This is a genomic window from Actinoplanes octamycinicus, from assembly GCF_014205225.1.
In the GTDB taxonomy this organism is placed as follows: Bacteria; Actinomycetota; Actinomycetes; order Mycobacteriales; family Micromonosporaceae; genus Actinoplanes; species Actinoplanes octamycinicus.
The window spans coordinates 4,543,888-4,556,030 of sequence record NZ_JACHNB010000001.1 but is presented as its reverse complement, the minus strand read 5'-3'; the positions used below and the strand labels follow the sequence as shown (position 1 = coordinate 4,556,030).

Genomic DNA, 12,143 nt, shown 5'->3' with positions numbered 1-12,143 from the left:
GCCACGATGCTCGAAGTGAAGAGCCTGCGGAAGGTCTACAGCGGCGGCGGCCGGGAGGTCGAAGCGCTGCGCGACCTCACCTTCACGGTGGACAACGGCGACCTGGTCTGCCTGGTCGGCCCGTCCGGCTGCGGCAAGACCACACTGCTGCGCTGCATCTCCGGCCTGCTCACGCCGACCTCCGGCGACGTCCGGGTGGGCGGCAAACCGGTGACCGGGCCGCCGCCGGGCATGGCGGTGGTCTTCCAGGAGTACGGCCGCAGCCTGTTCCCCTGGATGAGCGTGCGGGACAACGTGGAGCTGCCGCTCAAGCAGAAAGGCGTGGACCGGGGCCGGCGGCGGGAACTGGTCGAGGGGGCGCTGGACGCGGTCGGGCTGGACGGCACCGCGACGGCGTACCCGTGGCAGCTCTCCGGCGGCATGCAGCAGCGGGTGGCGATCGCCCGGGCGGTCGCCTACGAGCCGGAGACGCTGCTGATGGACGAGCCGTTCGCGGCCGTCGACGCGCAGACCCGGGCCGACCTGGAAGACCTGGTCCGCGCGCTGTGGCAGCGGCTCAAGGTGACCGTGCTCTTCGTGACACACGACATCGACGAGGCGGTCTACCTGGGCCGCCGGGTGGTGATGCTGTCCTCGTCGCCGACCGTGGTCCAGGACGAGCTGGTGGTCGACCTGCCGGCTGAGCGCGACCAGCTGCACACCCGGGCGGATCCGCGCTTCATCGAGCTGCGCACCCGCGTCTACGAGCAGATCCAGCTGGCCAAGAAGGCCGCGCAGCGCTGACGCGGGCATCCCGGAGCCCGGTCCGCCGCTTGCGGCGGGCCGGGCTACGGGACCACCTCCGAAATCCATGCGGCTCGGCGCGAGGCCGCTTTCCCGCACCGCCCTTCTTCGCGTACGCCGTGAAGCGTCCCGATCCCGCTGACCACCTTCTGGCCTACCGCCTCGGCAGCCAGCTTCCGGCCGATCGCCTGCCCGGCCTGTCGCGCTGATCGCCTCCCCCACCACCTTCCAGCCGACCGCCTTCGCGGGCCCATCGCACTGATCGCCTCCCCCGCCAGCTTCCGGCCAACCGCCTTCCCGGGCCCATCCCGCTGACCGCCTCCCCCACCACCTTCCGGCCAACCGCCTTCCCGGGCCCATCCCGCTGACCGCCTCCCCCACCACCTTCCGGCCAACCGCCTTCCCGGGCCCATCGCACTGACCGCCTCCCCCACCACCTTCCGGCCAACCGCCTTCCCGGGCCCATCCCGCTGACCGCCTCCCCCACCACCTTCCGGCCAACCGCCTTCCCGGGCCCATCCCGCTGACCGCCTCCCCCACCACCTTCCGGCCAACCGCCTTCCCGGGCCCATCGCACTGACCGCCTCCCCCACCACCTTCCGGCCAACCGCCTTCCCGGCCTGTCGCGCTGACCGCCTCCCCCACCACCTTCCGGCCAACCGCCTTCGCGGGCCCATCGCACTGACCGCCTCCCCCACCACCTTCCGGCCAATCCCGCTGACCGCCACGCTCAGAGCCCGGTGCCCTGCCGGCGTAGCTGGATTGTCGAATTCTTTCGCATCCTGTCATTGCCGCTTGGCGCGCAACCATTTCCGTCAACGTCGATGCTGACAATAATGAAAGCGGAGGTTGGCATGATCAAGTCCTTACACTTGGTGTTGCGGGAGCGGGACAATTGACTTATGGGTCAGCTATCACTGATCGGCAGGGTGGAGATTTCCCGCATGCGGGACCGCACCAGGTCACGCGACTATTCACCTGTGGGTGACGATTTCCGGCGCCAGCATGAGGAGCACCGCCGTTGGGGCCTTCAGCAGCGCCACGGCCGGAAATTGATGCGCCTGCGCCGAGCCCGCGCGGAGTCACAAACCGCACCGGCACAGTCGGTACCGCCAGCACCCACACCGCCCAAGCCCACACCATCGCCGTCCGCACCGCCGACGTGCGCACCGCTCATCCCAGCACCACCAGCAACGCCCAAGCCCACACCACCGCCGTCCGCACCGCCGACGTGCGCACCGCTCATGCCGGCACCGCCCACACCGCCTTCACCAGCACCGCCGAGGTGCGCAGCGCCCACTCGGCCTGCACCAGCACCGCCGACGTGCGCAGCGCCCACACCGGAACCGCACGGGCCCGCGCCGTCGGCACCGCCGCCGTCGGTCCCGCTCGCGCCCGCACCGCCCACTTGCATGCCGACCGCGCCCGCATCGGTGACACCCGTACCACCCACTTCCGCACCACCTGCGTCGCAGCACCACCCACTTCCGTCCGCCCCGGCCACACCGTCGGCACCGCCACCACCGACGGTCCTTGCTGGTCGCGGTGGGTTGTTGATGAATAACGGTGGTTGCTGTGCGCCGGGGGCCGAGGTGACTCCCGGGGTTGATCGGAGACTTGCGGTTCCGGTGGGTCACCGGGCTGTGGCTGGGCCCTCAAAACCAGACTTCGCGATATTTTTGCCCAGCCTCAGCCGGACCCGCAATTCCTTGCAGGGAATGACGCCGCGCCTTTCGGATTCGCTTCGATTGACGCATTGTGGCATCGGCCGGACTATTTGGGGTGGTTCGGCCTTCGACCGGAAGGGTCGGACACGCGCGGCAAGAAAGACGCATGGCGGGCACAGCGAGAAACGGAATTCCCCGCGCGGTGTGAGCGGTGCGGATCGGGCACGGAAAAACCGCAGGACTCGGGTAGCGAGACATCGCGGGGATCCGGCAATCAGACACCGCGGGGATACCGCAATCAGACACCGCCGGGATCCGGCAATGAGACACCGCGGGGATCCGGCAATCAGACACCGCGGGGATCCGGCAACGAGACACCGCGGGGATCCGGCAACGAGAAGCGGCCCGGACCCTTTCGGGCCGGGCCGCTTCCGGGACTTTCCCCTTGCCTACCTTCAGCGCAGGGTGAGCGCCCCCGACGGGCGGACCAGGGCCCGCGAGCCGCCGTCAGCGGACGACGCCGCCTTCAACGCCGCGGCCGCGGTCGGGTCCGGCTGCGGGACCGGGTCGCACTGGGCGTCCGAGCGGTTGCCGCGCACCCGGTCCGGCAGGGCGCCGGTGGCCAGGTAGTCGGCGATGAGGTTGTCGGTGCAGGCCACGCCGTTCAGGGAACCGGCGTGCGTGGTGCCGCCGACGCCCTCCAGCAGGACCGACTTCGGGAACAGCTGACGGACCCGCAGGGCGCCGTCGTACGGCGTCGCGGCGTCCTCGGTCTCGCTGATCAGCAGGAACGCGGGCGCCTTCGTGCCGTTGATGCGCACCGGCTTGCCGGGCTTGGTGCCCCAGTCGATGCACGGCGCGTTGTACCAGGCGTTGTTCCAGGTGATGAACGGGTACTTGGCGTAGATCTTCCAGTTGTCCCGCTGCCACTTGGACCAGTTGGTCGGCCACTTCACGTCCGAGCACTGGGTGGCCAGGTACATGGCGTAGCCGTTGTCCGAACCGGCCGCGCCGGGCTCCGCGTATAGCGCCAGCAGGGCATCCGCGTTCTTGTCGTTCACCCAGGCGGAGAACGCGCCGGCGACCTCCTCCCAGCCGAAGACATAGTAGCCGGCGGAGACGAAGATGTCGTTCCACTCGTCCGGGCCGATCTTGCCGGCCGCCGGCGCCTTGCGCAGCTGCTGCAGCGTGGCGTAGTACTTCGCCTTCACCGACCGGGCGGTGGTGCCCAGGTGGTAGACCGAGTCGTACTTGGCGACCCAGCCGAAGTAGACGTCCATGTTCTTGTCGAACTGGATGTCCTGGTCCAGGTTGGCGTCGTACCAGACCCGGTCGGGGTTGACCACGCCGTCGAAGACCGCCTTGCGGATCTTGTCCGGGTGCAGGGTGGCGTAGACCTGGCCGAGGTAGGTGCCGTAGGAGAAGCCGTAGTAGTTGATCTGCTTCTGCCCGAGGGCCTTGCGCAGGCTCTCCACGTCGGCCACCGTGTCGGTGGTCTTGACGTGGTCGAGCAGGGCGCCGCCGGCCCGGTCGCACGCCTTCGCGTACCCCTTGGCCTTGGCCCGCCAGGTGTTCTCCAGCTGCCGGGTGACCGGCACGTAGTACGGCCGGTTGTAGCCGAAGTAGTTCGGGTCGCAGCTGAGCGACGGCACGCTGGAGCCGACGCCGCGCGGGTCGAAGCCGATCCAGTCGAAGTAGTCACCGGCGCCGTTGGGCACGTACTCGCCGAGGACCGACAGGGTCAGGCCGGAACCGCCCGGGCCGCCCGGGTTGGTGATCATGACGCCCTGGTACTGGGCCTCGCTGGACTTGTGCTTGATCCGGGAGACCGCGACCTTGATCTTGGTCCCGCCGGGCTTGGCGTAGTCGAGCGGTACGACCAGGAAGCCGCACTCCGCGCCGCGGGCCTGCAGGCCCGCGGAGGCGCACTTGCCCCAGTCGATGGGTGGTGGGGTGTATCCGCCGCCATGGTTGCCGTGGGCCGCCGCGGCGGCCGGGATCGTACCGGCGCCGATCAGCAGGCCGACCGAGGCGGCGACGGTGGCCGCCAGGATTTTCCGCATCCCTTGCCTTCCGTTGTCGAGACGCCCGCCGCACGTGGTGGGCGCGGGCGATCATTCGCACCCTAGTCATAGAGGCATGGATATGTGACACATCCGTTCCGGCGAATTTCCGGGCGGATCAATCGATGGTCTGCGGGGAGATAGGTAGTGATTGATATGGGGTGCCGGTCCGCGCGGACTGTCATGCTCGTCGATACTTGTTGACCGGAAGGGACACCCCCGTGCGATCACTCCCCCTGATCGGCGTCGCCGTGCTGACCGCCGGCCTCGCCGCCGCCCCGGCACCAGCCGTGGCCGCGGCCGCCACACCGGACATCCCGGTGGCCAACGTCAAAGCCCACCTGGCCCAGCTGCAGAGCATCGCGACCGCCAACGGCGGCAACCGGGCGCACGGCCGCCCCGGTTACCTCGCCTCGGTCACCTATGTGAAGAACCTGCTCGACCAGGCCGGCTTCACCACCACCCAGCAGAGCTTCACCTACAACGGCGCCACCGGCTACAACCTGATCGCCGACTGGCCGGGCGGCAACACCAGCGACACCCTGATGGTCGGCGCCCACCTGGACAGCGTCACGGCCGGTCCGGGGATCAACGACAACGGGTCCGGCTCGGCGGCCAACCTCGAGGTCGCGCTGCAGGTCGCCCGCTCCGGCTTCCAGCCCACGCGGCACCTGCGGTTCGGCTGGTGGGGCGCCGAGGAGCTCGGGCTGCGCGGTTCCACGGCGTACGTCAACTCGCTCTCCAGCGCGCAGAAGGCCGCGATCACCGGGTACCTGAACTTCGACATGGTCGGCTCGCCGAACCCCGGGTACTTCCTCTACGACGGCGACAACTCGGACAACACCGGCTCCGGCCCGGGCCCGGCCGGCTCGGCGCAGATCGAGCAGACCCTGGCCGCCTACTTCACCTCGATCGGCGTGCCGACCCGGGGCACCGACTTCGACGGGCGCAGCGACTACGGCCCGTTCATCGCGGCCGGCATCCCGGCCGGCGGCATCTTCACCGGCGCCGAGGGCCGCAAGACGTCCGCCCAGGTCGCGCTCTGGGGCGGCACCACCACCGCGTTCGACCCGTGCTACCACGCGTCCTGCGACACCACGGCGAACATCAACGACACCGCGCTGGACCGGAACTCGGACGCCATCGCCTACGCGGTCTGGACCCTGGCCGACGGCGGCGGCACCACGCCGCCGGGCACCCCGGTCTGGTCGGACACCTTCGAGACCTCGACCGGCTGGACCGCCGGGGCCGGGGACACCGCGACGCTCGGGAAGTTCGAGCGCGGCGACCCGGAGGCGACCAGCAGCTCCGGCGTGACCACCCAGCTCGGCACCGCGGCCGGCGGCACCTACGCCCTGGTCACCGGGGCGGCAGCCGGGTCCAGCGCGGGCGCCAACGACGTGGACGGCGGCGTCACCAGCCTCACCTCGCCGCAGATCACCCTGCCCACCGGCACGCTGACCCTGAACCTGTCCTGGTACCTCGCCCACCTGAACAACGCGACCAGCGCGGACTACCTGCGGATCTCGGTGGTCTCCGGCACGACGACCACCCCGCTGCTCACGCTGAGCGCCGCGGCCAGCAACAAGGCCGCGGCCTGGACGGCCGCTTCGGCAAACCTCTCGCCGTACGCCGGACAGTCCATCCGCTTGAAGGTGGAGGCCGCCGACGCCGGGACGGCCTCCCTGGTCGAGGCCGCCGTGGACAACGTGACGATCACCAAGGCCTGATCGCGGTCACGGACCGGTCTGCCATCCCCCGTGGGTGGCAGACCGGTCCGGTGTCAGCCCCGCCGCCCGATGACCGCGATGTCCCCCTGGACGGCGTCGTGGACCCCGCCGGCACCCCAGAACCCGCCGCGCGCCCCGGGGATCGCGGTGAGCCCGGAGAAGGCCGGATGGCCGGTGCCGTAGGTCGAGTTGACCGGGACGCCGTACTCGACGGTCCACCGCCCGCTCTGGTGACGCAGGTAGAGCGTGCGGCCGGAATCCTCGGTCCCGGTGATCCAGACGGTCCCGGCGGCGTCGGCCGCGACCGCGGAGAGGGTGCCGGCCGGCACCGGCGCGGCGACCTGCCGCCAGGACTGCCCGTCGAAGTGCAGGATCAGCGGCGTACGGGTGTAGCTGTCGTCGATCGTCCCGACCGCCCAGACGTCGGTGGCCGAGCGCGCCGCCACGGTCAGCAGCGTGGCGTTCGGGATGACCGGCACCGCGGCCACCCGCCACGTCCCGCCCTGGCGGCCCAGGACCATCGGGAACGGCCCGGTCCCGTCGGCGCGGTACTTGTAGCCCACCGCGAACGCCGCCCCACCGGGCAACGCCGCCACCGAGTAGAGCTCGGAGCCCCAGGAGTCGGCGACGGTCACCGCGCGTCCGGTGAACCGGCTCCCGTCCCATTCCACGATCGCCGGTTCCGAGGTGCCGGTACCGCCGACGAACACCGCCTTCCCGTCGGCCGCCGCGACGTCGCTGAGCACCGTCCCGGAGTCCGCCACCAGCGGGTGGACCTCGGTCCACGCGCTGCCGTCGAAGCGCGCCGCGTACGGCCTGAGCTGCCGGTCCTTGCCCACGGTCCAGACGTCGGCGGCACTCGACGCGCTGACCCCGCTGAGCTCGGCGGGGTCGCCCGGCAGCCGCTGCTGCGTCCAGGTCGCGCCGTTCCACCGGGTCACCGCGTACAGCTGCTTCAGCTCGTCGCCCGGCGCCGGGTAGTAGTTCTGGTTCTGGTAGCCGACCGCCCAGGCGGCGGACGGTCCGGCCGCGGTGACGTCCCGCAGGCGGCTGATCGACGGCAGGCCCGCCGACGCGACCTGCCAGGACGGCGTGGCGGCGGACACCGGCGCCGGCGACGCGGCCACCGCCGCGACGGCAATCGATCCGGCTATCCACGATCTGATGGTGAGAGTTCCCCGTTCGGTCACCGGATCAGCGTTACGCCTGTCGATGCCGCGGGCCACCGGCCGGCGGGGTCCGTAAGAGATCGGTAAGACCTGGGCCTTCCGCCGAGCATTCGGATGCGTAATACTCGTTTACGAGCATTCGGGGGAAGGAGTCAGGTGGCGAAGCGGCGCAAGGTGAACAACCTGCTCGGGCTGCACATCATGGCGCTGCTCAGCATCCGGCCGCAGCATCCCTACGAGGTCGCGGCCCAGCTGCGCGCCTTCGGCAAGGATCAGGACATCAAGATCCAGTGGGGCTCGCTCTACACCGTGGTGCAGAACCTGGAGAAGCACGGCTTCATCGAGGCGACCGAGACGGTCCGGGCCGGCCGCCGCCCGGAGCGCACGGTGTACCGGATCACCGAGGCCGGGCGGCAGGAGATGACCGACTGGATGCGCGACCTGGTCGGCACCCCGGAGCCGGACTATCCGCGGCTGCAGGCCGCCCTCTCGGTGCTCGGCGTGCTCCCGCCCGACGAGGTGGCCGACCTGCTGGAGCAGCGGCTGCGCATCCTCGCCCTGGAGACCGACCGGATGCGGCAGGAGCTGCGCACCGTCGCGCACGAGGTGCCGCGGCTCTTCCTGATCGAGGCGGAGTTCCGGATCGCGATCCGGGAGGCGGAGGTCGCCTGGGTCACCGGGCTGCTCCGCGAGTTGCGTGACGGCACCATGGCCGGGATCGCCGCCTGGCGGCGGATCCACGAGACCGGCGAGGTGCCCCCCGATCTCTCCGAGTTCATGACGGAGACGTAAGAAAGCGGCCCCGGCCGGTGCGGGAACACCGTCCGGGGCCGTGCCCCATCCACCGGCCGCGGGAACGGCCCGGCGATCCGAGGCGGGTAGCAGCAACCAGGATAACCGGGACACGGACCGTGGCGATCTCGAGAAGGATCACCATGAGTGACGCCGTGACGGCGACAGAACTGCGCAAGACCTACCCCGGTGGGGTGCGGGCCCTGGACGGGCTCACCCTCACGGTCCACGCCGGCGAGGTGTTCGGCCTGCTCGGGCCGAACGGCGCCGGCAAGTCCAGCACCGTCAAGATCCTGACGACGCTGGCCCGCCCGGACTCCGGCACGGCCACCGTGGCCGGGCACGACGTGCTGCGCCACCCGGACCGGGTGCGCCGGGAGATCGGCGTGGTGCCGCAGCGCACCGCGCTCGACCCGATGGCCACCGGCCGCGACAACCTCACCCTGCAGGGACGGCTCTTCGGCATGCGCGGCCGGGCACTCCACCGCCGGGTCGACGAGCTGCTCGACCGCTTCGACCTGACCACGGCCGCCGGCCGGACGGTGCGCGGCTGGTCCGGCGGGATGCAGCGGCGCCTGGACGTGGCGCTCGCCCTGGTGCACAAGCCGGGCGTGCTGTTCCTGGACGAGCCGACCACCGGGCTGGACCCGGAGGGCCGGGCCGAGATGTGGACCGAGATCGGCCGGCTGGCCGCCGACGAGTCGATGGCCATCCTGCTCACCACCCACTACCTCGACGAGGCCGACCGGCTGGCCGGGCGGCTCGCCATCGTGGACGGCGGGACGATCGTCGCCGAGGGGACGCCCGCGCAGCTCAAGGGCGAGTTGCACGGCGACGCCGTGCACCTGGAGCTGCACCGGCCACCGGACGAGCCGCGGGCCCGGCAGGCCATCTCCCGGGTCGCCGGGCTGCGCGACGTCGCGCTGGACGGGCGGACGCTGAGCGCCCGCGCCGACGACGGCGCGGCGGCGGTGCCCGCCGCGCTCGCCGCCCTGGAGTCGGCCGGCATCGGGGTCGCCACGGTGACGGTCGCCCGGCCGTCGCTGGACGACGTGTATCTGCGGCACGCGGGACGGAGGTTCGCGGCATGACCACCCTCGTCACGCACACCTACTGGATGACCAACCGGCGTCTCCAGGTGCTGATCAAGCAGCCGGCCTTCGTGGTGATCCTGCTGGTGCAGCCCGCGATCTGGCTGTTCCTGTTCGGCAACCTGTTCCGCCGGGTCGTCGAGCTGCCCGGCTTCGGCGGCGGCTCCTACCTCGACTACATCGTGCCCGGCGTGGTCGCGATGACCGCGGTCTCCTCGAACATGTGGTCCGGCATGGGCGTCCTCGAGGAGATCGAGCGCGGCACGATGAACCGGCTGCTCACCACCCCGGTGGCGCGCGGCGCGATCATGAACGCGCTGACCGTCGAGCAGGCGCTGTCCACCGCCGTGCAGGTGCTGGCGATCATCCTGCTCGGGCTGCTCGCCGGGGCGTCCTACCCGGGCGGGGCGGCCGGGCTGACCGTGCTGGTGGGCTCCGCGCTGCTGCTCGGGACGATCTTCAGCGCGCTCTCCAACACGGTCGGCATGCTGGCCCGGCAGCGCGAGACGATCATCGGGATCAACACGTTGCTGCTGCTCCCGCTGACCTTCCTGTCGTCGGCGTTCATGGCGGCCACGCTGATGCCGTCCTGGATGCAGCGGATCGCCGAGTGGAACCCGGTGAACTGGTGCCTGGCCGCCACCCGGGCGGCGATGCAGGCGTCGCCGGACTGGGGTGTGGTGGTCAGCCGGTGCGGGTGGCTGCTCGGCCTCGCGGCGGTGACCCTGGTGCTCGCCACGCGCACGTTCCGGGCGTACCAGAAATCGGTGTGATCTTTTGCGCGAAGCGCCGGGCTGCCGAAACCTCAAGGCGGCCCGGCGCGGCCCGATGGTGCGTGTCCCCGGAAGCAACGAGGAGACCCGCACGATGACGATCCCCGCGCAGCCCGCCGGATGGTACGCCGACCCGAGCGGCCTGCCCGCCACCCGCTGGTGGGACGGGCAGCAGTGGACCGATCACCTGCAGCCCGGCCCGGCCGTGCTGCCGCCGACCGCCGGGCTGGGCGGCTACTACCCGGCCGCGGCGCCGAGCGGGCCGCTGGTGCCGGGCGCGCACACCGTGGTTCCGGCCGATCCGGAGGGCGCGGCGATCTTCGCGACCCAGTCGAGCGGGGCGGCCGGCGCGGCCTTCCCGGCGGCCCGGACCGGCGGCCCGTCGACCGGCGGGGCGCTGCCGGCGCCGCCCGCGGAGCAGCTCGCGTACGCCATGCCCCCGGTCGACGGCCCGGCGCCGTTCTTCACCGACCCCGACCCGTTCTCCGCCCCGGTGGCGGCGGCGGAGCCGGCGAACCGGCCGGCCGCGAAGCACGCGGCCGGGTTGCCCGTGCACCCGCTGCTGCTGGTCGCCCTGGCCGTCGTGGTGCTGGCCGGGGTGGTCGCCTTCGTCCTGCTCGGCTGACGCCGACTGTCGGGGACCGGACAGGAACGGAAACCACTCCTGCAGGCATGGAAAACCATGCGGGTGGGGTAGTTGACTGTCATCGAAGCGAGCGGCCGGGACGACCGCTGATCCACCCGCACGCTCGGCCCGGCCGCCGGACCCCCCGGAGGTCACGGTCATGGCCGACTCCCCGGCACGCCGGAACTGGCTGGTCGCCCTGGGCATCGCGGCGCTGCTGCTGATCCTGCTGGCGCTGACGCTGTCCTTCTGCGACAGCGACAACAACACCACGCTGGGCGGACCGGCCGCGTCGTCGCCGGCCGAGACGCTGCCGCCGGTGACCGGGTCGGCGCCGCCCGGCACCCTGTCGCCCAAGCAGACCGGCGGCGCCACGACCGCGGCCCCGCCGTCCGGTGACGATCCGGCCGAGGTGCCGGTCGCCACGCCGTCGAAGAAGCCGAAGGCGTCCGCCTCGACCAAGCGGACGCCGAGCGGCGGGGTGGACGCGGGCGGCGGCAGCGGGCTCGACGGCCGGCGCGCGTCGCTGCTGGTCACCGGGACGTTCCTGCTGCTGGCGGCGCTGGTCACGGCACGGTTCGCGGTCGGCCGCGCGGCTCGCGACTGATGCGGGCGCCGCGCCTGACGATCCGCGACCGCCGCGCCGCGGCCTTCTCCGTGCTGCTCGCCGTGCTCGGCGGCAGCATCACCGCGATCGGCCTGCGGACCGACGATGCGCTGCCGCCGCCGGTCGGGGCCTGGGAGAGCGTGCCGGCGCCGAGCCCGGCGGCGACCGCCACCGCGAAGAAGCGGCGGCCGCAGCAGCACCAGCTCCGCCCGTCGGCGCCGGACCGCCTGGACATCCCGGCGATCGGCGTGCACACCCCGGTCAGCACGATCGGGCTGCGCGGCGACGGGACCCTGGACGTGCCGCCGCTGCGCTCCGACGCGCCGGCCGGCTGGTACCGCGGTTCGCCGACGCCGGGCGAGCCCGGCCCGGCGATCATCGTGGGGCACGTGGACACCGCGCGCGACGGGCCCGCGGTCTTCTTCCGGTTGCGGGAGCTCACGACCGGAGACACGTTTTCGGTACGCCGAGCCGACCGTTCCGTGGCGCGCTTCCGGGTCACCAAGGTGGCCAGCTACCCGAAGAAGGCGTTCCCCAGCGACGAGGTCTACGGCGACACGTCCGGCCCGAGCCTGCGTTTGATCACCTGTGGCGGGTCCTTCGACCGGGACCGTGGCAGCTATCGCTCCAACATCGTGGTTTTCGCGGCATTGGTTCCATAAAAACGTATTAGAGAGCGCTCCCGGGACCGGTTCCGACCACTGAGAAGTATTCAGGTTCCGGAACCTAGGCGGCTTGCCCGGATTGCAGCCCGTATGCCTCTTCCCGGCACTTGACATGGAGCTACGCCGATTGCTTCCGTGACCTGGTTCATTGCGATCTTGTTTCGGAAGGGACTCCTCC

11 protein-coding genes are annotated in these 12,143 nt (G+C 71.5%); 8 read left to right on the top strand and 3 right to left on the bottom strand.

Annotation, left to right across the window (positions count from 1 at the left end; translation table 11 throughout):
- Positions 1 to 6 precede the first annotated feature (6 nt).
- Positions 7 to 783, top strand: a complete 777-nt coding sequence (locus BJY16_RS19920; RefSeq protein WP_185041102.1) for an ABC transporter ATP-binding protein — start codon at positions 7 to 9, stop codon at positions 781 to 783.
- Positions 784 to 2,025: 1,242 nt separating this feature from the next.
- On the opposite strand, the gene BJY16_RS47245 is transcribed toward BJY16_RS19920, so the two are convergent.
- Positions 2,026 to 2,154, bottom strand: coding sequence for a hypothetical protein (locus BJY16_RS47245; RefSeq protein ID WP_260418295.1), 129 nt, complete (start codon positions 2,152 to 2,154; stop codon positions 2,026 to 2,028).
- Positions 2,155 to 2,905: 751 nt separating this feature from the next.
- The gene (locus BJY16_RS19915) at positions 2,906 to 4,513 is read right to left on the bottom strand and encodes an alpha/beta hydrolase (protein ID WP_185041101.1); all 1,608 of its coding nucleotides are present in this window, start codon (positions 4,511 to 4,513) and stop codon (positions 2,906 to 2,908) included.
- A 221-nt stretch (positions 4,514 to 4,734) separates the two neighbouring features.
- Here BJY16_RS19915 and BJY16_RS19910 point away from each other — a divergent pair, with 221 nt between their 5' ends.
- Positions 4,735 to 6,243, top strand: coding sequence for a M28 family metallopeptidase (locus tag BJY16_RS19910; protein WP_185041100.1), 1,509 nt, complete (start codon positions 4,735 to 4,737; stop codon positions 6,241 to 6,243).
- A 53-nt stretch (positions 6,244 to 6,296) separates the two neighbouring features.
- Here BJY16_RS19910 and BJY16_RS19905 read toward each other — a convergent pair whose 3' ends face one another.
- Positions 6,297 to 7,370, bottom strand: a complete 1,074-nt coding sequence (locus BJY16_RS19905) for a hypothetical protein (protein ID WP_185041099.1) — start codon at positions 7,368 to 7,370, stop codon at positions 6,297 to 6,299.
- Positions 7,371 to 7,568: 198 nt separating this feature from the next.
- Between BJY16_RS19905 and BJY16_RS19900 the strand changes: the two genes are divergently transcribed.
- The 6 genes from BJY16_RS19900 (at position 7,569) to BJY16_RS19875 (ending at position 11,962) form a co-directional block, all read left to right on the top strand.
- Positions 7,569 to 8,204 (top strand): PadR family transcriptional regulator, encoded by a 636-nt coding sequence (locus BJY16_RS19900; protein ID WP_185041098.1) that lies wholly within the window; start codon positions 7,569 to 7,571, stop codon positions 8,202 to 8,204.
- Between the two features lie 143 nt (positions 8,205 to 8,347).
- On the top strand, positions 8,348 to 9,295 hold the full coding sequence (locus tag BJY16_RS19895; RefSeq protein WP_185041097.1) for an ABC transporter ATP-binding protein: 948 nt from the start codon (positions 8,348 to 8,350) through the stop codon (positions 9,293 to 9,295).
- Positions 9,292 to 10,068: an ABC transporter permease gene (locus BJY16_RS19890; protein WP_185041096.1), complete on the top strand. Its 777-nt coding sequence runs from the start codon at positions 9,292 to 9,294 to the stop codon at positions 10,066 to 10,068. The genes BJY16_RS19895 and BJY16_RS19890 overlap by 4 nt, the downstream gene beginning before the upstream one ends.
- Positions 10,069 to 10,162: 94 nt before the next feature.
- Complete coding sequence (locus BJY16_RS19885) at positions 10,163 to 10,693, top strand: DUF2510 domain-containing protein (RefSeq protein ID WP_185041095.1); 531 nt, start codon at positions 10,163 to 10,165, stop codon at positions 10,691 to 10,693.
- A 160-nt stretch (positions 10,694 to 10,853) separates the two neighbouring features.
- Complete coding sequence (locus tag BJY16_RS19880; RefSeq protein ID WP_185041094.1) at positions 10,854 to 11,300, top strand: hypothetical protein; 447 nt, start codon at positions 10,854 to 10,856, stop codon at positions 11,298 to 11,300.
- Entirely contained in the window at positions 11,300 to 11,962 is a 663-nt protein-coding gene (locus tag BJY16_RS19875) for a class F sortase (protein ID WP_185041093.1), read from the top strand. Before BJY16_RS19880 ends, BJY16_RS19875 begins: the two co-directional genes overlap by 1 nt.
- The last annotated feature ends 181 nt before the right edge of the window (positions 11,963 to 12,143 follow it).

Excerpts from the sequence above, each read along its gene's own strand:
- BJY16_RS19895 (WP_185041097.1), top strand. The coding sequence starts at position 8,348 with ATGAGTGACGCCGTGACGGCGACAGAACTGCGCAAGACCTACCCCGGT.
- BJY16_RS19915 (WP_185041101.1), bottom strand. The coding sequence starts at position 4,513 with ATGCGGAAAATCCTGGCGGCCACCGTCGCCGCCTCGGTCGGCCTGCTG.
- BJY16_RS19890 (WP_185041096.1), top strand. The coding sequence starts at position 9,292 with ATGACCACCCTCGTCACGCACACCTACTGGATGACCAACCGGCGTCTC.
- BJY16_RS19875 (WP_185041093.1), top strand. The coding sequence starts at position 11,300 with ATGCGGGCGCCGCGCCTGACGATCCGCGACCGCCGCGCCGCGGCCTTC.
- BJY16_RS19885 (WP_185041095.1), top strand. The coding sequence starts at position 10,163 with ATGACGATCCCCGCGCAGCCCGCCGGATGGTACGCCGACCCGAGCGGC.
- BJY16_RS19920 (WP_185041102.1), top strand. The coding sequence starts at position 7 with ATGCTCGAAGTGAAGAGCCTGCGGAAGGTCTACAGCGGCGGCGGCCGG.
- BJY16_RS19880 (WP_185041094.1), top strand. The coding sequence starts at position 10,854 with ATGGCCGACTCCCCGGCACGCCGGAACTGGCTGGTCGCCCTGGGCATC.